The following is a 24,590-nucleotide window of genomic DNA, read 5'->3' as shown; positions in this document are numbered from 1 at the left end:
GTATTAAAATGTTAAATTAATTTTGAAGCCCCATCTTTTTGCAGTCGGAGCAGCTGAAGTCTCTATACCTTGTAATGTTGAATTACCGTAGCTTGTTGTTTCAGGATCAAAATTGGTATACTTAGGAACGTTTGGTGCAAAATACCATAAGTTGTTTGCAATAAAACTTAAACTGATTTTTCCAAATGGAGTTTTTTCCAAAATTTTACTTGGTACATCATAAGTTAAGTTTATCTCTCTTAATCTAAATACTGTTCCGTCATAAATTGTTGCTTCATCAACAGAATTTATTCCAAAAGTACTTCCTCCGGCAGGAGAAAAGTAAAGCTCATTCATACTTAATTGTGTGCTGTTTGGAATTTGATTTCCATTAGCATCTAAGATCGGAGTTCCATCGTTGTTTCCGTAATAACCTGGAATTATAAATGTTTTTTCTCTGTCTTCAGTATCTCTGGTTACACCTCTTCCTAATAATGACTCAATAGTAGAAGAAGATATGTCACCTCCTTGTTTCCAATCAATTTGTGCTCTTAAGCTCCACGCTTTGTAAGTAAAAGTATTTGCGAAACTCACTCTAAATTTAGCATTTGGATCTCCAATAACGCCAAGTGAAGGATCCTGAATAACTGCTCCTCCGGATCTGTTGATTAAATAGTTTCCATTGGCATCACGAGCAAATCTTGTTCCGTAGAAAACTCCAAAAGGTTGCCCTGGAATTGCATATGCAATTTGATTTGCATTAAGCTGAATTCTGTCTAAACCTTCTTTCAATGTTAATACTTCATTTTCGTTTTTAGTGAAGTTAGTTAGTAATGACCATGTGAAGTTTTTAGATTTAACCGGTACTAATGTTAATCCAAGTTCAATACCTCTGTTTCTAATAGAACCTGCATTAGTGTTTAACTCTGTAAATCCAGTTGAAGATGCTACAGTTACAGGTGTAATTAGGTCTTTTGTTGTTTTAGAGTACAAACTCAAATCTACTACGATTCGCTTTCTGAAAAATTCTAAGTCTGTACCAATCTCAAATTCTTCTGAGAATTCTGGCTTAACATCTTGATCTCCCAAGAAAGTATTGTTTCCAATTCTAGGAAGGCCATTGTAGGCTTGTCCTTGATTGTAAGATATTTTTAAGAATTCTGCAGGTACATCTCTACCAACTTTAGCGAAACTCGCTCTTAGTTTTGCAAAAGTTAAAATATCGCTTTGGATGTTGAAAGCATCAGTTATAACTGCTGAGGCACTTACAGATGGATAGAAATAAGAGTTTCTTTCTTTTGGTAAAGAAGAACTCCAGTCATTTCTGGCTGTAGCATTTAAAAACAGGTAATCTCTATAAGACAGAGTTACATCGGCAAATACTCCGACATTTCTTTTCATAGCTCGCTCATCTGTTAGATTTGCTATACTTTTAACATTTTTAAAAGTAAAGATGTTTGGAACAATGAATTCTCTTCCTTCGTTTGCAAGTCTTGAATACTCATTCTGCAATACGTTATTACCAACTATAGTTGCTAATTTAAAGTTCTCATTCAATTCATAATTGAAGTTTAATAAGAATGTAGATTCAATATCTTGGTTTACGTAGTTATCAGCAAGTAAATTACCTAATCCATTATTTGCTCTGGAAGCCAGATCACGAACCTGAGTTCTTGCTAATGAATATTTGTTAATACCAGCTCTGTAAGATGCAGAAATATTGTCGTTTAAAGTGTAGTTTAAGTTAATACCTGCAACAATTCTATCTGTATTAGTGATAATCTGATCGTGTTGCCAAGACCAAAGAGGGTGGTCAAATTGTGTTCCGTTTGGAGTAACAGATCCACCTGTTACAGGGTCTATGTATGGAAGATTTAAATCCCAGTTTCTAGCTAAGAACAAAGTTCTCGCAAATGAAGAAGAAGATCCTGCAAATTGATTTTCTCCAAAGAAACCTCCTACTTGTTTTGTTTTTGAGTAAGCTAAGTTGGCTCCAACAGTGAATTTTTTGCTTAATTTGAAATTTCCACCTGCAGACATTGATGTTCTGTCGTAAGAGTTGTAAGGAATGTAACCATCCTGACGTAAATCTGAAATAGTAGCATTAAAAGTTCCGTCTTGTCCGGCATAGTTAAAACCAATTGTTTTGTCTAGCACCGTTCCTGTTCTGAATAAGTCTTTTACGTTGTTTGGTTTTGCAACATAAGGAACTGTAGGTCCAAATTGGTCAGGGAAAGCAGCTAGCAATGTTGGCCAAGTTGGAATTGTAGCTAATGAATCAAAGCGTGGTCCCCATGAACCATTTGCGTTTGAGTACTGGAAATTTGCTCCTGAACCGTATGTGTTTTGGTAGTCTGGTAAGTTAGCAATGGTTTCAAAATAAGTACCCATTCCAACATTTACATTTAATTTTTGTGTTTTATTTGGTTTAGATGCACCGGATTTAGTGGTTACAACGATTACCCCGTTCATAGCTCTTGAACCGTAAAGTGCAGCAGCAGCAGTACTTTTAAGTACGTTGATACTTGCGATGTCATTAGGATCTAATGAAGATAAAGCAGATTCATATCCTCCTCCTCCAGTGATTTGACTAGTTGAAGTTACGGATACATTACTGTATGCAATACCGTCAACGATAATCAAAGGATCTGTATTACCTGTTAATGAGTTTACCCCTCTAATGGTAATTTGGTTGGCAGCTCCTGCAACACCAGTTGATGTATTAATGTTAACCCCCGCAACTTTTCCTGCAAGAGCTCTTGATAAATCTGGTTCTGAGTTTTGAGTAATTTGTTCTGCTTTTACTTCGCTAACAGAGTATCCTAGTTTTTTAGGGTTACGCTTAATACCGAATGCAGTTACAACAACACTTTCCAGCTGTTGTGCGGCACCATCTAATAATTTTACATTAATTGCAGAAGAGGTGGCTGCTACTTCCTGGCTTTTCATACCGATGTAGCTAAATACCAAAACCTGGTTTGAAGAAGCTTTGATAGAGTATTTACCATCAAAGTCTGTTTGTGTCCCTGTTTTTGTTCCTTTAATCAATACACTAACACCTGGTAAAGGCATTCCTGTATTGTCAGAAACTGTTCCAGAAACAGCTCTTTCTTGCGCAAAAGTAAGTTGCGCTACTAGTACTAATAAAAGTACTAGGAGTCCATTGAACTTTAGTTTCATTTTTATGTGTTTTGAATTAGTCTGGTAAAAATCTTAATTATTTGTTAATCTACCTAATATAAAAAGCTTTTTTTTTGGTCATTTTGCAGTTTTGTTGTGAGATGTGTTTTTTTAATGTTAAAAAGCAAGGGTTAATATTGCCTATTTCTTTTTTGTTTAACATGTGTTAATGCTTGATTTTGCTGGTTTTTTTCGCGATTTTGATCAATTTTAAAAGACACTTTTTTGAGTGTACTTTTGTCCTCGGCATCTTTTAAAAAAAAAGAGGCCATCCTGATATGGATGACCTCTTTTTTATTAGTTTCAGATTTAGGGTGCAAGGGTGTATTTTATTGCAATAGTCTGAAGAAGCAAAAGAATTGAATGTTTGATTTTTTTATATTGGGAAGTAAGTTTTGAAAATTAATTTGTAGAAAGGTCTCTTGTCAAATAAGCTTCCATGAGCAGATGGGCTGGCTGTTTGAGTTTTGTTTTCTTATTGCTTCAGCAAGTTATTCATGAAAAAAGGGCGCTCATCATTTGATAAGCGCCCTTTTTAGGAGTTGTTTTGTAAGTGAAGAATACTATTATCTAGTACCTCCAGCCCACCAAACTTTTTCTTTGTATACGTAAGAACCGTCTCCATATAGTTCTTTAACGTTTGTGTTTGAAGCAACGTCAGATTGACCGTAAGCAAATCTTTGTGGGAACAATTCAGGTTTTGGATTTACCATAGGAATTAGGTCTCCATTACCCATTGCTTGTAAACGTCTGATATCGTTGTAAGATTCAATACCTTCATTTTCGAAGAAAGAAATGTGTTTTTCTACCATGATCTTTTTCAACAATGCATTACCAGTTAATGCTCCAATAGAAGCAATGTAAGTATCTGCTTGCGCTGGTGTAAATGCTACAGCTGTTTTTTTAGCGTAAGCTGCTTTAATAGCTGCATTCATTGTAGTTTGTGCCTCAGGTAAACCTAATCTCGCTTGTGCTTCAGCTTTCAGGAATAATAATTCGTGGTAGCTTAATAAGTAGATTGCGTTTGCTTCACTCATAAGAGCTGAGATAGAATATCTACCTTGCGCTTCAACATCTTCTTTTGAATTGTCAAAAGGAAGTACTACACCAGCCTTTTTTGTAAAGAAAGAAGCTGTACGAGCGTCTGCTGGTCCGTTAGCAACCATAGTGTCGTAGAAACTCTTAGCAACACAAATAGCACCTCTGTTTAATTCGAATCTTGCGAAAGGATTTGGAACACCACCATTTACAAGTTTTAATTCGTCGCTAGCGTCTGCGAAAGAAGCATTTACATAGTTAATTACACCTTGGTAATCCGCTTTTCTAAGAGATAATCTCATAGTGTATCTTGCCAATAATCCGTTTGCAGCTTTGATCCATTTAGCAGAATTTCCACCATAAATAGGATCCTGAACACCTAAAGTTGCGTAAGTTGAAGTTTTGTTCAAGTTAGCAATACCTTCAGTAAGGTTTTTAAAGATGTCCTGATAGATAGCCTCCTGTTTGTCAACTTTTGGTTGAAAAATTACTCCTGGTTTTACAGCTTCAGAGTAAGGAACGTCTCCAAAAAGATCGGTAAGGATCGCTAAGTTGTAAGCCTTTAAGATTTGTGCTACACCTAAGGTTTGGAAGTTTCCTTTTTCTTTACCAGTTGTACAGTTGTCAATAATAACTCCTAAATTCAATAATTGTCTGTAGCTATTGTTCCAGCCGTTATTGTAAGTTGAAGATAATTGTGGATCAGCTCTTCTAATCTGAGCATTGTACATTTGATTGTGATTTCCTGCACTTAACTCAGAGTAGATACCTCCATAAAATGAAGCATCAGCACCAGTTACTGTGAAGGCAGAATTCACCATAACATCCGTAATGATTAAGCGGCTAGCCATCTCTGTCGGATTGTTCACATTCTTATTTATTTCGTCCATCTTGTCCTCAGAACAAGCTTGGAATAAGAACGTAGCCATTAAAGCTGTTAGTGTTATTTTTATATTTTTCATTTGATTTTTTTTAATTAAAATGTAAAGTTCAATCCAAAACCAATGCTCTTAGTTTGTGGCATTGACCATTGTTCGAATCCACCAGCAAAGTTGTTGTTTCCTTGTGTTGCTTCTGGATCAAGGTTTGGCATTTTAGACCATAACAAGATGTTTCTTGCGAAAACAGAAGCTTTAATGTCTACTGCGTTGTCTAATAATTTAGGGAATTGGTATCCTAAAGTAACCTCTCTTAATTTTACAAAACTAGCATCAAATACTGCAGACTCTGCAATACCATTTAAAGCTGCTTGTAATTGTTGAGCTCCGTTTGGATCTGCAGCACCACCTCTAACGATGTCGTTTGGAGTTCCGTCAGCTTTAACACCTGGGTAAACAAACTGAGAAGTTCTGTCTGCTGTTCTTGCATCTACACCGTAAAAGTTCATTAAGTTGTTAGATCCACTGTACATTTTTCCACCATTTTTCCAATCTACAACTGCTCCTAAAGATACTCTTTTGTATGTGAATTGCGTAGAACCTCCTAAAGTAAATTTAGGTGCAACTTCTCCTAATACTTTTAATTTACCGTCAGCTTGTGGAAGACCTTGAGCGTTTACAACGATGTTGTTGTTAGCATCTCTTAAGTATCCTGTACCGTAGATAACTGGGAAACGATCTCCAACGCTAGCTCTAAGCTGTGGAGTTGTAAATCCTCCAAGGAAGATGTTGTCTACACCGTTTGCTAATGCCTCTACGTAAGAATCAATTTGAGAATAGTTTACGTTAAATGTCCAGTTGAAATCAGCAGTACGAACCGGATTAACGAATAAACTTAATTCGTGTACGTCATTACGCATTTTTCCTCCGTTTGTTACAAGAGAATTTGCTCCTGTAGAACCTGATAATGGAACATTGAAGATTTGATTTGTTGAATTTTGCTTAGAGAAAGTATAATCAACTCCAACTCTGTTGTTGAAGAATTTTAAGTCAACTCCAAGTTCATACGATTTTGTATTTTGTGGTTTTAAGTTTGGATCGTATTGTACGTTGCTAGGAATAAATGAGCTAACTCCTCCTAATGGGTATTGTACAGGATTTCCAGACCAGAATCCACCTGAGTAACTTGGTGTTGTGAAAGAGTTACCAACGTAGTTTCCTGCTTGTCCTACTTCAGCAATAGATCCTCTAAGCTTAGCATAAGAAACAACTGAACCACCTTTTAATCCTTCTAATTCAGTTACCACAAAACCTAACGAAGCTGATGGGTAAACAAAATCTCTGTTACCTCTTGGCATATTAGACGCAACATCTTTACGGATAGTACCACTTAAGAAAACCATATTTTTATATGAGAACTCAGCATTACCGAAGAGACCAACAGTACGAATTTGTCTGCGGAATTCTGAAGCTGTTACGATTCTTGCGTTAGTGATAGTTGGGAAACCTCCAAAGTTGAAAGCTGTTCCATTATCATCATATTCTTTAGTGTTTTGGTGATTGTACTCGTTTCCAACCAAAACATTTAAGTTAAAATCATTAGTGATGTTCAAGTTGTAGTTTACTGTAAGTAAAGAGTTGATAACATCATTAGTTGTACCGTAAAGGTGTGCGCTACTAGTTTGTCCTGAAAGATCAAGTTTGCTTCCAAATTCAAAAATATCTCTGTAGTTTGTAGTCCAAGAGTCTACACCTGCTTGATATTTAACAGTAAGTTTTTGACTTCCGTTTTCACTGATAATTGGAGAGTATTGTATGTAAGCGTTACCGTAAACACGGTTTGTTTTTTCGCTGAACTCATTGTTTTTAGCAGCCCAGTAAGGGTTGTTGAAAACACCTGGTCTGTAATAAATCTGATCGTATGGGTTTGAAGGATTAGCATAACCAATTCCTTTTAAGTCGTAACTTCTTGGACCTCCAAATACACCAACAATAGCACCGTCATTTGCAGCTGAACTTTTGTTGATTTTAGTTTGAACGTAGTTAAAAGAGAAACCAGTTTTCCACTCGTTGTTTAACTTTGTATCTACAAGGGCTTTTACAGTATATCTGCTCATTCCTGTTTCAGGGATGATACCGTCTTGCTTAGAGTTTCCTACTCCAAAAGAGTAATTTGTTTTTTCAGTTGACTGAGCAATATTTAAAGTATTGTTGATTGTGAATCCTGTTTTGAAGAAATCACCAATATTGTCATAAGCACGAGGTGCAACCCATGGGTCTAATCCTGCTTTTGCTCTTTGTGGTACATAGTAAAGACCTGGTCTTAGAGTTCCACCGTTTAATGCGTTAGCAACGTTTCCTCCGTAAGTTGCATCATTTGGTAATTCAGAGATTTTTGGACCCCAGTTCATTGAAGAGTTTGGATCAAATTTTCCATTTATACCTTGTGCATACTCATTTTGAGTACTTGGTTTTTTTGAAATAGTTTCAAAACTTGTAGAAGTGTTGAAAGTAATAGTAGGCTTCCCGCTTTGTGCTAAGTTTTTACCACTTTTTGTAGTAATTAAAATTACACCATTAGAAGCTCTTAATCCGTATAAAGCAGATGCTGCTTGTCCTTTAAGAACGTTGATAGATTCAATTTCGTTTGGATCGATATCTACTGCTCTGTTAGCAACATCGGCTCCTGTTACACCGTTTCCAGTACCGAAATCAGGTTGAGATGCTACAGGCATACCATCAATAACATACAAAGGTGTGTTGTTTCCTGTGAAAGAACGGGCACCACGAATTATGATTTGAGAAGAAGCTCCAGGAGCACCACTAGAAGGAGTAATAGATACACCCGCTAATTTACCTTGTAAAGCTCCGGCAAGACTGTTGTTGTTTGCTCTTGTGATGTCTGCAGCTTTTACCTCCTGGGTTGCATATCCAAGTGCACGTGAACTTTTCTTAACACCTAAAGCTGTAACTACTACGCTTTCCAATTCTACTGAATCGTCTTTTAATTTTGTGTTAACAGTGGTAGAACTAGCTGATACTTCTTGAGCTTTCATCCCAATGTAGCTAAAAACTAATACTTGATTTGGTGCTGCTTTGATAGAGTATTTTCCATCAAAATCTGTTTGCGTTGCTGTCTTAGTTCCTTTTACTAATACACTAACACCTGGTAAAGGTATTCCTGTATTGTCAGAAACTGTTCCAGAAACAGCTCTTTCTTGCGCGAAAGTAAGTTGCGCAACTAGTACTAAGAAAAGTACTAGGAATCCATTGAACTTTAGTTTCATTTTTAAATATTTTGAATTAGTCCGACAAAAATCTTAATAATTAGTTAATATACCTAATCAAAAAAGTTTTTTTTTCAGTGAAACGGCATTTTTGCTGACGGGAGTTATTTTTTTATCGTTAAAATGCATTCAAAAATGATGAATTGTTATTTTTTTACTTAAAAAGCAATGGATAGTTTAGTTTGCGCCTGCTGAATTAAATGTTAAATTTTATAGGAAGGACGATGAATTTCAGTTTTTTCTGCGTTTTCAACAAAAAAACCACCCCGGAAGGAGGTGGTTTTGTGTTAAATTATGTTATTTTTTGGCGATTCCTATTTATCCCAAAAAATCTTTGTGCTTAGTTTATCTCCTCCAATCGAAGTTGATGCAGCGTTATAATTTGTTGCATTTAATGTTTGTTCTCTAATAGGGTATGCCATTCTGGATGGAACCTTACCTTCGGCAGCTGCGTCTGCACTTGCTGGTGCTGTCAAAACTGGGAAGTCTAGTCTTCTTGTTGATGTCCAGCCTTCAAATCCTCTATTGAACAATGCATACCATGCTTGTTCTCCTACTTTTTGTTGCCATGTTCCTGTGGCTGTAGCATATGCTACAGCTGGTTGGGCAAGATAAGCATTTGCATCTGCTGATGAAACGCCCCAGTCTTCCATAGAAGCTAGAATTGCTGCATTGTAATGTGAAGCAATTGTTCCTCCAACAGCAACTCCTCTTCCGGAAGCTTCTGCTAATAAGAATTCTACTTCGGCATAATCTAATAAAGTACCGCTAAAGTCCGGAGCTTTAATTTTGTCACTTGCATGAGTGTATCTTGATTGAGAGTTTTTTATTCCAACAATTCCACCTCTATAACCGGTTACAGTAATTAAGTCGCCTGCAGCATTTGTGTCTTTATAAGTTGGTCTGAAGTAAGGTGTTTTTCTTGGGTCATTTAGTGCGACCAGTTTGTCTACAAATGGTTTTGCTACAACAAAGTCATTTCTTCCTGAGAATACCATATCTACATAAAGCGGGTTAGTGTTTGGAAGATCTAACATATAAGGAAGTTTTGCGTTATCAGCATTTGATGTGAATCCGCCTGCTGCGCCAGAGATGATTGCTGCGTCTGCAATTGCTGATTCAAGACCAGATGATTTTAAGTTGATTCCTAATTTTAGTTTGATGCTATTGGCAAACTTAATCCAGGCAGTTAGGTTGTCTTTGTAGATAACTTCAGCAGAGCCAAAGGCCGGTTTTGAGGTGTCTAATCCAGCGATGTCTTTGTTTAGACGTACTATTAAGTCTTTATAGATGTCTACGGCTTTATCATATTTAGGTAAATAATCTCCGGATCCTTTTAGGGATTCTGAGTAAGGAACATCGCCAAAAGTGTCTACTAAAATTTGGTACGTATAAACCATTAATATGTCAATAAGGATCAATTGATTCTTTTTGACTGTAGTTTTTTGTGCAAATTCAGGATCTGCAGGTGAGATTACATCTTTTTCCAGAAAGCCCTTCGCTTGAGATAAATCAGCAAGTGGTCCTGCATAAAGCCTGTCCCAGTGATTGTCTGAAATTTTACGGGTTACCCAGTTGTAATTAGATTCATCCAGATAGGTGGTTTCAGTCCATTGTTGGTTTACTAATCTGAATATGTTTCTGTTTACATTGGTGTTGACAAGTTGCTCTGTTAAGTTTTTTTCAGCATTTGTAAATAAAGTGCTAGGGGGTACTACAGAAGGGTTTTTTACATCTACATTTAAGTCTGTTAGGCTGCTGTCGTCACATGAAACTGTGAGAAGCATGATTCCTAATGCATATAGTATTTTTTTCATTTTGTTCTGTATTAAAATTTGAATGTTAAGTTAAAACCAATATCTCTGGTAGTTGGAAGAGATCCAACTGAATAGCCTCTTGAGCTGTTTCCTGATGATAGTCCACTTTCTGGGTCTGCGTATGGTAGGTTTTTATGAATTATCCATAAGTTCGAACCAACTAAACTTGCTGATGCCGCGTTTATGAATGTATTTTCGAACATGCTTTTAGGGAAGTTGTAAGTGATAGATACTTCTCTAAGCTTAACAAACGAGGCATCGTAAATAAAAGCTTTGTTTGGTGCAGCTTGGTAGCCCATGCTGTTTGCGATTGATCCACCTTTTGTTTTTACAGTGTTTGGAGTTCCGTTAGGAGCAACTCCAGGATTTAAAAGACCATTTTCTCTAATGTCTCCTACAGCTGTTTCTCTGTATAGTCCGGATGCAAGCCCGTAGTACATATCTAATGAGAAGATGTCTCCTCCTTTTTGAGTGTCAATTAAGAATCCAAAAGTCAAATTTTTATAAGTAAATTTGTTTCTAACCCCACCAATCCAATCCGGAGTAATGTTTCCGATTGTGTTGCTTGAAGATGTAGTGATCATGTATTTACCTGTGGCTTGATCTATTGTTGGCTGTCCGTTTGTGTAAACGAAATCAGTTCCTTTTAGGGCGCCATAAGCTTCACCAGGAGCTGCGTTAACTGTAACACCACCTTGGAATGCACCTAATTGAAGATTATCTAGTCCATTTGGTAATGTGATAACTTTACTTCTATTGTTTGACCAGTTTACAATTATTTCCCAGCTAAAGTCTTTTGTTTTAATTGGAGTTCCGTTTAACTGAATTTCAAAACCTTTGTTTTCGATGTTTCCACCGTTAACAAGTGCGTTCGTAAAGCCGGATCCTGAAGATACTGCTGCCGCAACAATCTGGTCAACTGAATTTGTTTTGTAGTAGGTAATGTCAAATCCTAAACGTCTGTTTAATATACTTGTCTCTAGACCAACTTCGAAAGATTTTGTTCTTTCCGGTTTAAGGTCTGGGTTTTTGTTAATGCTACGGAATGGAAGTAATAAGGAGTTTGTGTAAAGAGGTTGTCCTTGAAAGTTAGGAACTCTTGTGTAAGTGTTGTTTAGTTGAAGTGCATCTGCATCATTTCCTACTTCAGCATAGTTCACTCTGAATTTTCCAAAATTTAACCAGTCAGCCTTTACTACGTTTGAGAAAAGGAATGATCCTGAAACCGCTGGATAAACATAAGAGTTGTTATTGTCAGGTAATGTAGAAGAAACATCTCTTCTGATAGAGGCATCTACAAAGTAAGTGTCTAGATAGCCAACAGATGCTTGAGCGTAGATACCATTAACACCTGAGGATATTTTGGCTTCTCTTGGGAATGGTAAGTCTAAACGTGAGTTAGATAGAGCATATATTCCAGGGGTAACTAAACCTCCAATAGTTGAAGAAAGTACATTGTCTCTTTTGTTTCTTCTGATGTTGGTTCCAATTACTCCATTTAAACTAATGTCTTCACCAATTTTTTTGTTGAAGTTTAACATGAAATCATAATTAATTTCCTGGAAGTCGATTTCGTTTCTTTGGTATCCTGATGATTCGTTAACAGGAGAAAGACCAAATCCTGAAGCAATTGACCCGACAGCTCTTCTTTCTTCCTGAAGTTGCTTATAGGTGTCAAGTGAGACTCTTCCTAATGCACTTAACCATGGAGCGATCTCATAATTAAGGGAAGCGTAGCTGAATAAACGGGTTCTGTCATCAGAAGAATAATTTTGATAACGTGTGAAATAAGGATTGTCCCAATATGCTGGTTTCAAACCTGAAGGATCTGTCGGATCAGTCCAGTTCCAGGTTATATTTTGACCACCTGATGCAAAGTAAACATCTTTTTGCGCTTGAACGTCAGTGTTGGTTTGCCACCATTGTCTGAAGTTACCCATAATGTTATCGTTATAACCAGTTGAGTTTCTACCTACAGTGCTTTGTAGGGTAACGGCAGCATAAGCATTAGCGGTAAGTTTATCGGTAACTTTTTGACTAAATCTTGCACTAATCTGATTTTTTTTCAATTCACTGTTTGGAAGAATACCAGTTTGATTAGTGTTTACATAAGTCAATGATAAGCTTGATCTGTCAGTTGATTTTTCTAATGCAATGCTGTTAACGAATGTATGAGCATTATTAAAGAAAGTTACAGGGCCATTTTTTGCAGCTGTCCATGGAGTGGCTTTTCCGTAGTTTGGCGAGAAAGGAGTAAAAGCATCCCATTGGTAAACTGGTTGGTTGTCAAAAGCATCTCCGTCAGAGGCATCATTTGATGTGTCTACAGTATCTGGTGTACCAGTTCCTAAAAATGAGGAGCCAATACCATATCCTGATCCATATCTGTTTTGATATTTAGGAAAAGTTGATTTGTCAACACTTCCGTTTGTGAATCCGCTTGAGAACGAAAAACCGATTTTGTTGTCTGATTTTCCTTTTTTAGTGGTAACCATTACAACTCCATTTGCAGCTCTGGATCCATATAATGCTGTTGCAGCAGCTCCTTTTAGGATGTTGATGCTTTCAATGTCTTCCTGGTTGATATCCGAGGCATTGTTACCGTAATCGTAACCGCCTCCACCAACTTGTTGCGAAGAAACGTTTGAGTTGGAGTTGTCAATAGGCACCCCGTCAATAACCCAAAGAGCCTGGTTATTTCCGGTAAGGGATTTATTACCTCTAATTACAACGTTAGTAGAACCTCCGAAGTTGTTGTTTCTTTGAACTTCTACACCCGCGGCTTTACCTGATAATAAATTGGCAACGTTGGTGTTTCCTGCCCCTCCGTTAACATCTTTTCCTGAAATTTGTTGAGAAGCATATCCTAAAGATTTTTTTTCTCTTTTAATACCCATCGCTGTGGTTACTACAACTCCTTCCAGTTGCTGGGCATCTCCGGATAATTTTGTGTTTACCTGTGATGAGCTGGCGGCAATTTCCTGAGTCTTCATGCCGATGTAGCTAAATACTAAAATTTGACTTGACGTGGCTTTGATGGAATACTTACCATCAAAATCGGTCTGTGTGCCTGTTTTGGTTCCTTTGATTTGTACGCTTACCCCTGGTAGTGGCATACCTGCATCATCGGTAACAGTTCCCGAAACGGCTCTTTCTTGCGCAAAGGTTAGTTGCGCGAATAGTACTAAAAGTAGTACTAAAAATCCATTGAACTTTGGTTTCATTTTTGTAATTATTTTGAATTAGTCCTACAATATTCATAATAATTTGTTAATAATCCTAGCGTTGTGTTGTTGAATTTTCTCACAATGTAAAAATTTAACATTGTAACATATTGTAATCATTGTGTTAAATAATTGGGTTAATTGGGTGTTTTGCCCGTCAATGCTGAGATTAATCTGATATAATGGGTGTTATTATTTAGAATTTTTCGGTATTTTTTATTCCTTAATAATTTGTTAATAATAAGAATATTGTTTTGGTGAATTTTCTCACAACGTTAAAATTTAACATTGTAGTGTATGTTAACGATTGTGTTAAATAATTTTATTTCCTGAAGATTTTCCCCGCCATTGCTGAGATTAATGCGGAGCAGACCACTCGTTGTCTGAATGGTTGTGCCGATTCCGACTCCTGATAATTTTTGTAATTTATTAAGATTTTGAGTGTTGGTTAAATCCTGATAAATGGCAAAATCGATAATGGAATTGATATACAGGTTGTTAGAGACTTTGTATCTGTATTCGGTAAGTAGTATAGAGGCGAAATTGCCCTGGAGACTGTTTTCTGCAAAACCTCTTATAGAGTTTGTTCCTCCAAATCGAAACAATTCGTTGGTAATGTAATTTTGACTTTTCAGATAAAGGATTTGTGGATTTATGTAGATGAAGTTTTTCTTGTTTAACTCAAAATTATAAGAGAGGTTAAGGTTGGTGTAGAATTGTTTGCTGGATTCGACGGTTTTAGGGCTGTTGTTGGTGTCTCTTTTTCCGTAGCCTAAAAGAAGGTTGAGGGAGGCTTTTTTTGGGAATAAACTTTGAAGATAATCTGTTTTTTTGTATTCAAGGGTAGAGGTGATATATGAATTTTTGTAGTCGCTAATTCTGGTGTTGTTTGTGTTTTGAATGTCGCTAGATTCTGTTGATTGATAGCCTAAGTATAGTCTTGTATTGTAGTTTAAAAAATAACCTAGGTCAATTGCGGTTTTGGTGTTTTGAAAAGTACTGTCCTGTTTGAAAATATTTAATTGTGCTTTGATGCCTAGTGAGGATTGAAATATGTAAGGAATTTCAATTTTAGTATTGAAGGTCTTTTGTTGATTTCCGTCACTTTTCCAGTATAGTGAAAATTGTTCTCCTGCGTGAAGAGTGTTTAATAATGATAAGTCCAGATATCCATTTAGAGTTGTTTTTTTATTTTCGTCATTAGAAAAACCAATATAGCCGTCAAAAGTGTTTGCTTGTCTTTTTTCTACATAGGTGTATATTTTTGTAGAATCGGTTGTGAATAATACCTCCGGATATTTGATTTGGGATGTAAATTCAAATGCATTAATGTCGTTGTATAATTGTTTTACGGTTTCCTGATTAAAAGTCTTATTTAAGTACTTCTTTTTAAGTTGTTTTAGATGTCCTTTTGGGAAATAATCTCTTTTTGTTGGGTCAGTCTGAGTTAGAATAATGGAATTTACGACGCGTTTTTTTTCGGATTTATAATTTAACTCCGCGTAAATTATGGATTTCTTTTTTTGTAGGTTTTCAAGTTTTAGTTTGTTTAAGGCGAAACCTGCTTTTTCAGCATCTAATGTTTTTTGGTTTAGATAATTTTCCAGTTCTTCATATGCTAGAATTAAAGTGTCGTTTTTGATTTTTGCTTCATCAAAAAAACGGTGATTCGCTCCTATATATATATGAACTTCTTTTGTTTTGTTTTTTAAGTCGATTTTTGAGATAAAAGTACTATCGTTTGTTTTTTTTGTTTCAAGTATAGCGTGGTCGAGATATCCTTGTTTGGTTAATTTTTCGGATACATTTTTAACTTCTTCGAAAAGAGATTTTATGTTAGTGTGATTTCCTGAATAATTCAGTGAATCAATAATTTGTGTTTCGATTTGATTTGCTCCTTTAATTTGTAAATGAAGGTTTTGAGCACAAGAAGAGATGCCGATTAGAAAAAACAGGAGAGGTAAAAGCGATTTCAAAAGCAATTGTTTCATTAAATTAAAAGTATTACAAATATCTATTGTTTGTTTGTAAAATCATATGCTTAAATAATGTTATTGAAAATTAATGAATTAACGTTTGTATAGTGAAAAATATTTTATACATTTGCAACCCCGTAAAAAGCGGGAATTTAATATACATAATAAATTTTTAGTATTAATTATGCCAACAATTCAACAATTAGTAAGAACAGGAAGAACTCAGATCACTAAGAAGAGTAAATCGGTTGCTTTAGATTCTTGTCCTCAAAGAAGAGGGGTTTGTACGCGTGTTTACACTACTACACCAAAAAAACCAAACTCTGCAATGCGTAAAGTTGCGCGTGTACGTTTGACAAATGGTAATGAAGTGAATGCTTACATCCCTGGAGAAGGACACAATTTACAAGAGCACTCGATAGTATTAGTGCGAGGTGGAAGGGTAAAAGATTTACCAGGTGTTAGATATCATATCGTTCGTGGAGCGCTTGACACGTCAGGAGTTGCAGGAAGAACGCAAAGAAGATCTAAGTACGGTGCTAAACGCCCAAAAGAAGCAAAAAAGTAATTTAAAACGTTAAGAGTTGGAGGTTAGGAGTTAAGGGTTGGGGTTTTAAGCATGTGCTTGAAATCTGTAACACATAACATTTAACGGATAACCTATAACTTTTTATTTAAAAAAAAGACATGAGAAAAAGAGCGGCAAAGAAAAGACCACTTTTACCAGATCCAAGGTTTAATGACCAATTGGTAACACGTTTCGTGAACAACTTAATGTGGGATGGTAAGAAATCTACAGCTTTCAAAGTATTTTATGATGCAATTGATATCATTGAATCTAAAAAGCAAAATGATGAGAAAACTTCATTAGAAATTTGGAAAGATGCTTTAACAAACGTTATGCCTCACGTAGAAGTACGTAGCCGTAGAGTAGGTGGAGCTACATTTCAAATTCCAATGCAGATTCGTCCAGACAGAAAAATTTCTATGGCAATGAAGTGGTTGATACTTTATTCAAGAAGAAGAAACGAAAAATCTATGGCACAACGTTTAGCGTCAGAATGTTTAGCAGCTGCTAAAGAAGAAGGTGCTGCGGTTAAGAAAAGAATGGATACTCACAAAATGGCAGAAGCTAACAAAGCATTCTCTCACTTTAGATTTTAATTCGTAAAGAAATGGCTAGAGATTTAAAATATACAAGAAATATCGGAATTGCTGCTCATATTGATGCTGGTAAAACAACAACTACTGAGCGTATTCTTTTTTATACTGGAAAGTCACACAAAATTGGTGAGGTGCATGATGGTGCTGCAACAATGGACTGGATGGCACAAGAGCAGGAAAGAGGTATTACAATTACTTCTGCTGCTACAACTTGTACTTGGAATTTTCCAACAGAGCAAGGTAAAGTTCTTCCGGAATCATTGCCTTACCACTTTAATATTATTGATACTCCTGGACACGTTGACTTTACTGTAGAGGTAAATCGTTCTTTGCGTGTATTGGATGGTTTGGTATTCTTGTTTAGTGCAGTTGATGGTGTTGAGCCTCAATCTGAAACTAACTGGAGACTTGCTGATCAATATAGAGTTCCTCGTATGGGATTCGTAAATAAAATGGACCGTCAAGGTGCTAACTTTTTAGGAGTATGCGGACAGGTTAAAGATATGTTGAAATCGAATGCGGTTGCAATTACTTTGCCTATTGGTGATGAGGCTGATTTTAAAGGTATCGTTGACTTAGTTAAAAATCAAGCTATTGTATGGCATGATGAGACTCAAGGAGCTACTTTTGATATCGTTGATATTCCAGCTGACATGGTTGACGAGGTTAGACAATATCGTTCTATTCTTATTGAAGAAATTGCTACTTACGATGAAAATCTTTTGGATAAGTACATGGAGGATGAGAACTCTATTACTGAAGATGAGATTAACAATGCTTTAAGAGCTGCTACAATTGATATGGCAATCATTCCTATGCTTGCTGGTTCTTCTTTCAAAAACAAAGGAGTTCAATTCATGTTAGATGCAGTTTGTAAATATTTACCATCTCCTTTAGATAAAGAAGGTATTGAGGGAATTCACCCTGATGATGCTGATTTATTAGAAGAAGATCAAACTAAAATCTTGCGTAAGCCAGATGTAAAAGAGCCGTTTGCTGCTTTGGCATTTAAAATTGCTACTGACCCATTCGTAGGTCGTTTAGCTTTCTTCCGTGCTTATTCTGGTCGTTTAGATGCTGGTTCTTATGTTTTAAATACTCGTTCTGGTAACAAAGAGAGAATTTCTCGTATTTACCAAATGCACGCTAACAAACAAAATCCAATCGAATTTATTGAGGCTGGAGATATTGGAGCTGCTGTAGGATTTAAAGATATTAAAACTGGAGATACATTATGTGATGAAAAGAATCCAATTATTTTGGAGTCTATGAAATTCCCTGATCCGGTAATTGGTATTGCTATTGAACCTAAAACTAAAGCTGACGTAGATAAAATGGGTATGGCTTTGGCTAAATTAGCTGAAGAAGATCCAACGTTTACAGTTAGAACTGATGAGGCTTCAGGTCAAACGATTATCTCAGGTATGGGTGAGCTTCACTTAGATATCTTAGTAGATCGTATGAAACGTGAATTCAAAGTTGAAGTAAACCAAGGTGAGCCTCAGGTTGAATACAAAGAAGCTTTCACAAGATCAGCTACGCATAGAGAAACTTATAAGAAACAATCTGGAGGTCGTGGTAAATTCGGTGATATCGTATTTACAATCGAGCCTGCTGATGAAGTTGATGGTAAAGTTCCTGTAGGATTACAGTTTATTAATGCTGTAAAAGGTGGTAACGTTCCTAAAGAATATATTCCAGCTGTTGAAAAAGGATTTAGAGAGGCTATGAAAACTGGTCCGTTAGCAGGATATGCTGTGGATAGTTTGAAAGTAACTTTAACTGATGGATCTTTCCACCCTGTGGATTCTGATGCATTATCTTTTGAGTTAGCTGCAAGAATGGGTTATAAAGAATCAGGACGTGCTGCCGGAGCTGTTATTCTTGAGCCAATCATGAAAATCGAGGTTATTACTCCTGAAGAAAACATGGGTGATATCGTAGGTGACTTGAACCGTCGTAGAGGTCAGGTTAATGATATGGGTGACAGAAATGGGGCTAAAACTATTAAAGCTGATGTGCCTTTATCTGAAATGTTTGGATATGTTACAACATTAAGAACATTGTCTTCAGGTAGAGCTACTTCAACAATGGAGTTTTCTCACTATGCAGAAACGCCTTCTAATATTTCAGAAGCGGTAATTAAAAAAGCAAAAGGTAACGCTTAATTCTTAAGAAAATGAGTCAAAAAATCAGAATAAAACTAAAGTCTTACGATCACATGTTGGTAGATAAATCTGCTGAAAAGATCGTGAAAACAGTAAAAACTACTGGTGCAGTTGTAACAGGTCCAATTCCATTGCCAACTCACAAAAAACTTTTCACTGTGTTACGTTCTCCGCACGTTAACAAAAAAGCGAGAGAGCAATTTGAAGTAATGTCATACAAGAGATTGATTGATATTTATTCATCTTCATCTAAAACTATTGATGCTTTAATGAAACTTGAATTGCCAAGTGGGGTTGAAGTAGAGATAAAAGTATAATTTTTTTATATTTTTTATATAAAAAGCGAGTCAGAAATGTCTCGCTTTTTTTTGTTTTAAAATATTGCTTTTTTACGGTGTGATTTTGAGTTTTTTTTATTTTTAATTTTTCTGTAAATTTTCATAAAGGCCTTTGTTTTAAGGGGATTCGGGTGTTTTTTGTTGTGAATTTATTAATTAATTGTTAAGCGTGAATGTGTTCAAAATGTAAAAAATGATTTCATTATTGGAAAAAAATATGGTTGTTTTTGAAGTTGTTTTGATGCTTGGTTTTTGATAATGAGCGATTTAATTTTTCTAACTGTTTGGTATATTCAATTTTAATATCTACTTTTGCACTCCCTGTTTGGAAATTTCTGTTATTTTCAAATTGAAGGGAATTTTAGTAATTAATAATTAATATTTATGTCTGGGTTAATTGGTAAAAAAATCGGCATGACTAGTATTTTCGACGAAAACGGGAAAAACATTCCTTGTACAGTAATCGAAGCTGGTCCTTGTGTTGTTACCCAAGTCAGAACCAAAGGTGTTGACGGGTACGAAGCGTTGCAACTTGGTTTCGATGACAAAAACGAGAAACATTCCACAAAAGCGGCTTTAGGGCACTTTAAAAAAGCTGGAACTGTAGCTAAGAAAAAAGTCGTTGAATTTCAAGATTTTGCAACTGAGCAAAAATTAGGAGATCTTATTGATGTTTCTATTTTTTCTGAAGGAGAATTTGTAGATGTACAAGGTGTATCTAAAGGTAAAGGTTTTCAAGGGGTTGTTAAACGTCACGGATTTGGTGGTGTTGGACAAGCAACTCACGGTCAACACAACCGTTTAAGAGCGCCAGGTTCTGTAGGAGCATCTTCTTATCCATCTAGAGTATTCAAAGGAATGCGTATGGCTGGAAGAATGGGAGGAGACAATGTAAAAGTTCAAAACCTTAGAGTTTTAAAAGTAGTGGCTGAAAAGAACCTACTTGTTATTAAAGGATGTGTTCCTGGACATAAAAACTCTTATGTAATCATTCAGAAGTAATGGAAGTAAAAGTATTAGATTTCAACGGAAAAGATACTGGAAGAAAAGTTCAACTTTCTGATTCAGTATTCGCAATTGAACCAAACAATCACGCTGTATACCTTGATGTTAAGCAATATCTTGCTAATCAAAGACAAGGGACTCACAAAGCTAAAGAAAGAGCTGAAGTGACAGGAAGTACACGTAAGATTAAAAAACAAAAAGGAACTGGTACAGCTCGTGCGGGAAGTATCAAAAATCCATTGTTTAAAGGTGGTGGAACAATTTTCGGACCAAGACCAAGAAGTTATTCATTCAAATTGAATAAAGGCTTGAAAAGATTGGCAAGAAAATCAGCTTTCTCAATCAAAGCAAAAGAGTCGAATATTATCGTTCTTGAGGACTTTAATTTTGAAGCGCCAAACACTAAAAATTTCATTAACGTTTTGAAAGCTTTAGGGTTAGAAAATAAAAAATCTCTATTTGTGTTGGGAGAGACGAATAAAAATGTATATTTGTCGTCACGCAATTTAAAGGCTTCTAATGTCGTAACTAGCTCAGAATTAAGCACTTACGCTATTTTAAACACTAACAATTTAGTGCTTTTAGAAGGTTCTTTGGAGTTAATCGAAGAAAATTTAAGCAAATAATAGGAGTATGAGCATCATAATTAGACCTATAGTAACAGAAAAAGTAACCAAAGAAAGTGAAGTTTTAAACCGCTTCGGATTCGTTGTTGACAAAAAAGCAAACAAAGTTCAAATTAAGAAAGCTGTTGAAGCTGCTTATGGAGTAACTATCGTTTCAGTTAACACGATGAACGTAAGACCGGACAGAACTACAAAATACACTAAAAGTGGTTTAATCAGTGGAAAGACAAATGCTATTAAAAAAGCAATTGTACAAGTACAAGAAGGAGAAACAATTGATTTTTACAACAATATCTAAGATAGAAAAATGTCAGTAAGAAAATTAAAACCTATTACCCCAGGTCAGCGATTTAGAGTTGTGAATGGTTATGACGCCATTACAACTGATAAGCCGGAACGCTCTTTGATAGCGCCGATAAAAAACTCTGGAGGTAGAAATAGTCAAGGAAAGATGACCATGCGTTATACGGGTGGTGGTCACAAGCAGAGATATCGTATTATTGATTTCAAAAGAACTAAAGTTGGAATTCCAGCTACTGTGAAATCAATCGAATACGATCCAAATCGTACTGCATTTATCGCTTTATTAGCTTATGCTGATGGAGAGAAAACTTATATTATCGCTCAAAACGGATTGAAAGTTGGTCAGAAATTAGTTTCTGGTCCAGAATCTCAACCAGAGATTGGTAATACATTGCCTTTAAGCAGAATTCCTCTTGGAACTGTTATATCTTGTATTGAGTTACGTCCAGGACAAGGAGCAGTTATTGCTCGTTCAGCTGGAACTTTTGCTCAGTTAATGGCAAGAGACGGAAAATACGCTACAATTAAAATGCCATCTGGAGAGACAAGATTGATCTTGTTAACATGTTCGGCTACAATTGGAGCTGTTTCTAATTCTGATCACCAATTAGTTGTATCTGGAAAAGCAGGTAGAACAAGATGGTTAGGAAGAAGACCTAGAACTAGACCAGTAGCGATGAACCCAGTTGATCACCCTATGGGAGGTGGTGAAGGACGTTCTTCTGGAGGGCACCCACGTTCAAGAAACGGATTGCCAGCTAAAGGTTACAGAACTCGTTCTAAGAAAAACCCGAGTAACAAGTATATCGTAGAACGTAGAAAGAAATAATAAGATATGGCACGTTCATTAAAAAAAGGACCTTTCGTTCATTATAAGTTAGACAAGAAAGTTCAGGAAAACGTAGAAAGTGGTAAAAATGCAGTTGTAAAGACTTGGTCTAGAGCTTCAATGATTACTCCGGATTTCGTTGGACAAACTATCGCAGTTCATAACGGTCGTCAATTTGTACCAGTTTACGTAACAGAAAACATGGTAGGTCACAAATTAGGAGAGTTTTCACCAACTAGATCTTTTAGAGGTCATGCTGGAGCAAAAAATAAAGGTAAAAAATAAGAAGCAATGGGAGTTCGTAAAAGAGAAACAGCAGATGCGAGAAAAGAGGCTAATAAGTCTATTGCTTTCGCAAAATTGAATAACTGCCCTACTTCACCTAGAAAAATGCGCTTAGTAGCGGACTTGGTAAGAGGTCAGAAGGTAGAAAGAGCACTTAACATCTTAAGATTCAGTTCTAAAGAAGCTTCAAGAAAATTAGAGAAACTATTATTATCTGCAATCAACAACTGGGAGCAAAAAAATAGTGAAGGTAATTTAGAAGAAGCTGGATTATTTGTTAAAGAGATCAGAGTAGATGGTGGAATGATGTTGAAAAGACTTCGTCCAGCTCCACAAGGTCGTGCACACAGAATAAGAAAACGTTCTAACCACGTTACAATCGTGCTTGGAGCTATCAATAACACACAAAGCAATTCTTAAGCAGCATGGGACAAAAGACAAATCCAATTGGAAATAGACTTGGTATCATCAGAGGGTGGGACTCAAACTGGTATGGTGGAAATGACTACGGTGATAAACTTGCCGAAGATCACAAAATCAGAAAGTATATCCACGCTCGTTTATCAAAAGCTAGTGTATCTAAAGTAATCATCGAGAGAACTTTGAAACTTGTAACCGTTACTATCACTACTGCTAGACCTGGTATCATTATCGGAAAAGGTGGACAAGAGGTAGACAAGTTGAAAGAAGAACTTAAGAAAGTTACTGACAAAGAGGTTCAAATCAACATCTTTGAAATTAAAAGACCTGAGTTAGATGCTTATCTTGTGGCGACAAGCATCGCTCGTCAAATCGAAAGCCGTATTTCTTACAGACGTGCAATCAAAATGGCTATTGCTGCTTCTATGCGTATGAACGCTGAAGGTATCAAAGTTTTGATTTCTGGTCGTTTGAATGGTGCTGAGATGGCGCGTTCAGAAGGTTTCAAAGAAGGTAGAATTCCTCTATCAACTTTCAGAGCTGATATTGATTATGCTTTGGCTGAAGCTCATACTACTTATGGTAGAATGGGTATCAAAGTATGGATCATGAAAGGTGAAGTTTATGGAAAGAGAGATCTTTCTCCACTTGCAGGAATGGATAAAAAACAATCTGGAACTGGTGGTGGTAAAGGTGGCGATTCTCCAAGAGGAGACAGAAAGCCTTTTAATAAAGGTGGAAAACCAGACGCTCGTAAAAGAAAGTAAATTTTTAAACTAAAGAAAAATGTTACAGCCTAAAAGAACAAAATACCGTAAGGTACAAAAAGGTAAGATGAAAGGTAACTCTCAAAGAGGGCATGAACTTTCTAATGGAATGTTTGGTATTAAATCTGTACATGAAGATGGAATGTTCTTGACTTCTCGTCAAATCGAAGCTGCACGTATCGCTGCAACTCGTTACATGAAGAGAGAAGGACAATTATGGATTAAAATATTTCCAGACAAGCCTATTACTAAGAAACCTCTTGAAGTACGTATGGGTAAAGGTAAAGGAGCAGTTGAGTATTGGGCTGCTGTTGTTAAACCAGGAAGAATTATGTTTGAAGTTGGAGGAGTTCCATTGTCAGTTGCAAAAGAGGCTTTACGTCTTGCAGCTCAAAAACTTCCAGTAAAAACTAAATTCGTCGTTGCTAGAGATTTCGAAGCATAATTAAATTTATATTATGAAACAATCAGAAATAAAAGATCTTTCTGCAGCGGAGTTGCAAGAAAAACTTAGTCAAACTAAGAAAATATATGCTGACCTAAAAATGGCTCACGCTATTTCTCCAATTGAGAACCCACTTCAAATTAGAAGTGTAAGAAGAACAGTTGCAAGATTGGCTACAGAGTTAACTAAAAGAGAGTTACAATAATTGTATTCTGCTGAAAGATGGAAGAAAAAAGAAATTTAAGAAAAGAAAGAATAGGTGTTGTTACTTCAAATAAAATGGATAAGTCTATTGTTATTGCTGAAGTAAGAAAAGTAAAGCACCCATTATACGGTAAGTTCGTGTTGAAAACTAAGAAATATGTTGCACACGACGAAACAAACGACTGTAACATTGGAGATACTGTAAGAATTAGCGAAACGCGTCCTTTAAGTAAAACAAAATGTTGGAGATTAGTTGAAATCTTAGAAAGAGCTAAATAATTATGGTACAACAGGAATCAAGACTAAAAGTAGCAGATAACACGGGAGCAAAAGAAGTTTTAACTATTCGTGTTTTAGGAGGTACCAAAAGAAGGTATGCCTCTGTTGGTGACAAGATTGTAGTATCTATTAAAGATGCAACTCCAAACGGAAACGTGAAAAAAGGAGCTGTTTCAACTGCAGTTGTTGTACGTACCAAAAAAGAAGTGAGAAGAGCTGATGGTTCTTATATCCGTTTCGATGATAATGCATGTGTTCTTTTGAACGCTGCAGGGGAAATGAGAGGAACACGTGTTTTTGGTCCGGTAGCAAGAGAACTTCGTGAAAAACAATTCATGAAAATTGTATCATTAGCACCAGAAGTGCTTTAATTCGTTT

Annotated in this window: 21 protein-coding genes; 15 read left to right on the top strand and 6 right to left on the bottom strand. The window is 36.1% G+C overall.

Going from position 1 to position 24,590, the window contains the following annotated elements; translation table 11 throughout:
* Window positions 1-3 precede the first annotated feature (3 nt).
* The 6 genes from M4I44_RS01885 to M4I44_RS01860 form a co-directional block, all read right to left on the bottom strand.
* The gene (locus M4I44_RS01885; protein WP_249966366.1) at window positions 4-3,159 is read right to left on the bottom strand and encodes a SusC/RagA family TonB-linked outer membrane protein; all 3,156 of its coding nucleotides are present in this window, start codon (window positions 3,157-3,159) and stop codon (window positions 4-6) included.
* Window positions 3,160-3,725: 566 nt separating this feature from the next.
* The gene (locus M4I44_RS01880; protein WP_249966365.1) at window positions 3,726-5,159 is read right to left on the bottom strand and encodes a SusD/RagB family nutrient-binding outer membrane lipoprotein; all 1,434 of its coding nucleotides are present in this window, start codon (window positions 5,157-5,159) and stop codon (window positions 3,726-3,728) included.
* Between the two features lie 14 nt (window positions 5,160-5,173).
* Complete coding sequence (locus M4I44_RS01875; RefSeq protein WP_017495026.1) at window positions 5,174-8,362, bottom strand: SusC/RagA family TonB-linked outer membrane protein; 3,189 nt, start codon at window positions 8,360-8,362, stop codon at window positions 5,174-5,176.
* Window positions 8,363-8,676: 314 nt separating this feature from the next.
* The gene (locus M4I44_RS01870) at window positions 8,677-10,179 is read right to left on the bottom strand and encodes a SusD/RagB family nutrient-binding outer membrane lipoprotein (protein WP_249966364.1); all 1,503 of its coding nucleotides are present in this window, start codon (window positions 10,177-10,179) and stop codon (window positions 8,677-8,679) included.
* Between the two features lie 11 nt (window positions 10,180-10,190).
* Window positions 10,191-13,403, bottom strand: coding sequence for a SusC/RagA family TonB-linked outer membrane protein (locus M4I44_RS01865; RefSeq protein WP_017495024.1), 3,213 nt, complete (start codon window positions 13,401-13,403; stop codon window positions 10,191-10,193).
* Window positions 13,404-13,678: 275 nt separating this feature from the next.
* Window positions 13,679-15,394, bottom strand: coding sequence for a hypothetical protein (locus tag M4I44_RS01860; protein ID WP_249966363.1), 1,716 nt, complete (start codon window positions 15,392-15,394; stop codon window positions 13,679-13,681).
* A 169-nt stretch (window positions 15,395-15,563) separates the two neighbouring features.
* Between M4I44_RS01860 and rpsL the strand changes: the two genes are divergently transcribed.
* The 15 genes from rpsL to rplN all read left to right on the top strand — a co-directional run bounded on the left by rpsL (window position 15,564) and on the right by rplN (window position 24,583).
* Window positions 15,564-15,947 (top strand): 30S ribosomal protein S12, encoded by a 384-nt coding sequence (gene rpsL, locus M4I44_RS01855; protein ID WP_007136570.1) that lies wholly within the window; start codon window positions 15,564-15,566, stop codon window positions 15,945-15,947.
* A 119-nt stretch (window positions 15,948-16,066) separates the two neighbouring features.
* Window positions 16,067-16,543: a 30S ribosomal protein S7 gene (rpsG, locus tag M4I44_RS01850; RefSeq protein ID WP_017495022.1), complete on the top strand. Its 477-nt coding sequence runs from the start codon at window positions 16,067-16,069 to the stop codon at window positions 16,541-16,543.
* Between the two features lie 11 nt (window positions 16,544-16,554).
* Window positions 16,555-18,711 carry an elongation factor G gene (fusA, locus tag M4I44_RS01845; protein WP_017495021.1) on the top strand — a complete coding sequence of 719 codons (2,157 nt, stop codon included), beginning with the start codon at window positions 16,555-16,557 and terminating at the stop codon, window positions 18,709-18,711.
* Window positions 18,712-18,722: 11 nt separating this feature from the next.
* The gene (gene rpsJ / locus M4I44_RS01840; RefSeq protein ID WP_007803605.1) at window positions 18,723-19,028 is read left to right on the top strand and encodes a 30S ribosomal protein S10; all 306 of its coding nucleotides are present in this window, start codon (window positions 18,723-18,725) and stop codon (window positions 19,026-19,028) included.
* A gap of 405 nt (window positions 19,029-19,433) precedes the next feature.
* Window positions 19,434-20,051, top strand: a complete 618-nt coding sequence (rplC, locus tag M4I44_RS01835; RefSeq protein ID WP_017495020.1) for a 50S ribosomal protein L3 — start codon at window positions 19,434-19,436, stop codon at window positions 20,049-20,051.
* Window positions 20,051-20,680: a 50S ribosomal protein L4 gene (gene rplD / locus M4I44_RS01830; protein WP_017495019.1), complete on the top strand. Its 630-nt coding sequence runs from the start codon at window positions 20,051-20,053 to the stop codon at window positions 20,678-20,680. Before rplC ends, rplD begins: the two co-directional genes overlap by 1 nt.
* A 7-nt stretch (window positions 20,681-20,687) precedes the next feature.
* Window positions 20,688-20,978 carry a 50S ribosomal protein L23 gene (rplW, locus tag M4I44_RS01825; protein WP_017495018.1) on the top strand — a complete coding sequence of 97 codons (291 nt, stop codon included), beginning with the start codon at window positions 20,688-20,690 and terminating at the stop codon, window positions 20,976-20,978.
* 9 nt (window positions 20,979-20,987) lie between these two features.
* Window positions 20,988-21,812 (top strand): 50S ribosomal protein L2, encoded by an 825-nt coding sequence (gene rplB, locus M4I44_RS01820; RefSeq protein WP_017495017.1) that lies wholly within the window; start codon window positions 20,988-20,990, stop codon window positions 21,810-21,812.
* A gap of 6 nt (window positions 21,813-21,818) precedes the next feature.
* The gene (rpsS, locus tag M4I44_RS01815; protein WP_008464288.1) at window positions 21,819-22,097 is read left to right on the top strand and encodes a 30S ribosomal protein S19; all 279 of its coding nucleotides are present in this window, start codon (window positions 21,819-21,821) and stop codon (window positions 22,095-22,097) included.
* 6 nt (window positions 22,098-22,103) lie between these two features.
* Window positions 22,104-22,517 (top strand): 50S ribosomal protein L22, encoded by a 414-nt coding sequence (gene rplV, locus M4I44_RS01810; protein ID WP_007803631.1) that lies wholly within the window; start codon window positions 22,104-22,106, stop codon window positions 22,515-22,517.
* A gap of 5 nt (window positions 22,518-22,522) precedes the next feature.
* Complete coding sequence (gene rpsC, locus M4I44_RS01805; protein WP_007803635.1) at window positions 22,523-23,284, top strand: 30S ribosomal protein S3; 762 nt, start codon at window positions 22,523-22,525, stop codon at window positions 23,282-23,284.
* Between the two features lie 19 nt (window positions 23,285-23,303).
* Complete coding sequence (gene rplP, locus M4I44_RS01800) at window positions 23,304-23,729, top strand: 50S ribosomal protein L16 (RefSeq protein WP_017495016.1); 426 nt, start codon at window positions 23,304-23,306, stop codon at window positions 23,727-23,729.
* 13 nt (window positions 23,730-23,742) lie between these two features.
* On the top strand, window positions 23,743-23,934 hold the full coding sequence (gene rpmC, locus M4I44_RS01795; RefSeq protein WP_007803639.1) for a 50S ribosomal protein L29: 192 nt from the start codon (window positions 23,743-23,745) through the stop codon (window positions 23,932-23,934).
* Window positions 23,935-23,951: 17 nt separating this feature from the next.
* Entirely contained in the window at window positions 23,952-24,212 is a 261-nt protein-coding gene (gene rpsQ, locus M4I44_RS01790; RefSeq protein ID WP_007803646.1) for a 30S ribosomal protein S17, read from the top strand.
* Window positions 24,213-24,214: 2 nt separating this feature from the next.
* Window positions 24,215-24,583 (top strand): 50S ribosomal protein L14, encoded by a 369-nt coding sequence (gene rplN, locus M4I44_RS01785; protein WP_007803649.1) that lies wholly within the window; start codon window positions 24,215-24,217, stop codon window positions 24,581-24,583.
* Window positions 24,584-24,590: the final 7 nt, after the last annotated feature.

The sequence above is a fragment of the Flavobacterium sp. B183 genome (assembly GCF_023539155.1).
In the GTDB taxonomy this organism is placed as follows: Bacteria; Bacteroidota; Bacteroidia; order Flavobacteriales; family Flavobacteriaceae; genus Flavobacterium; species Flavobacterium tructae.
Note: the sequence above shows the minus strand (reverse complement) of the source record. Positions and strands in the feature narration are given on the sequence as shown.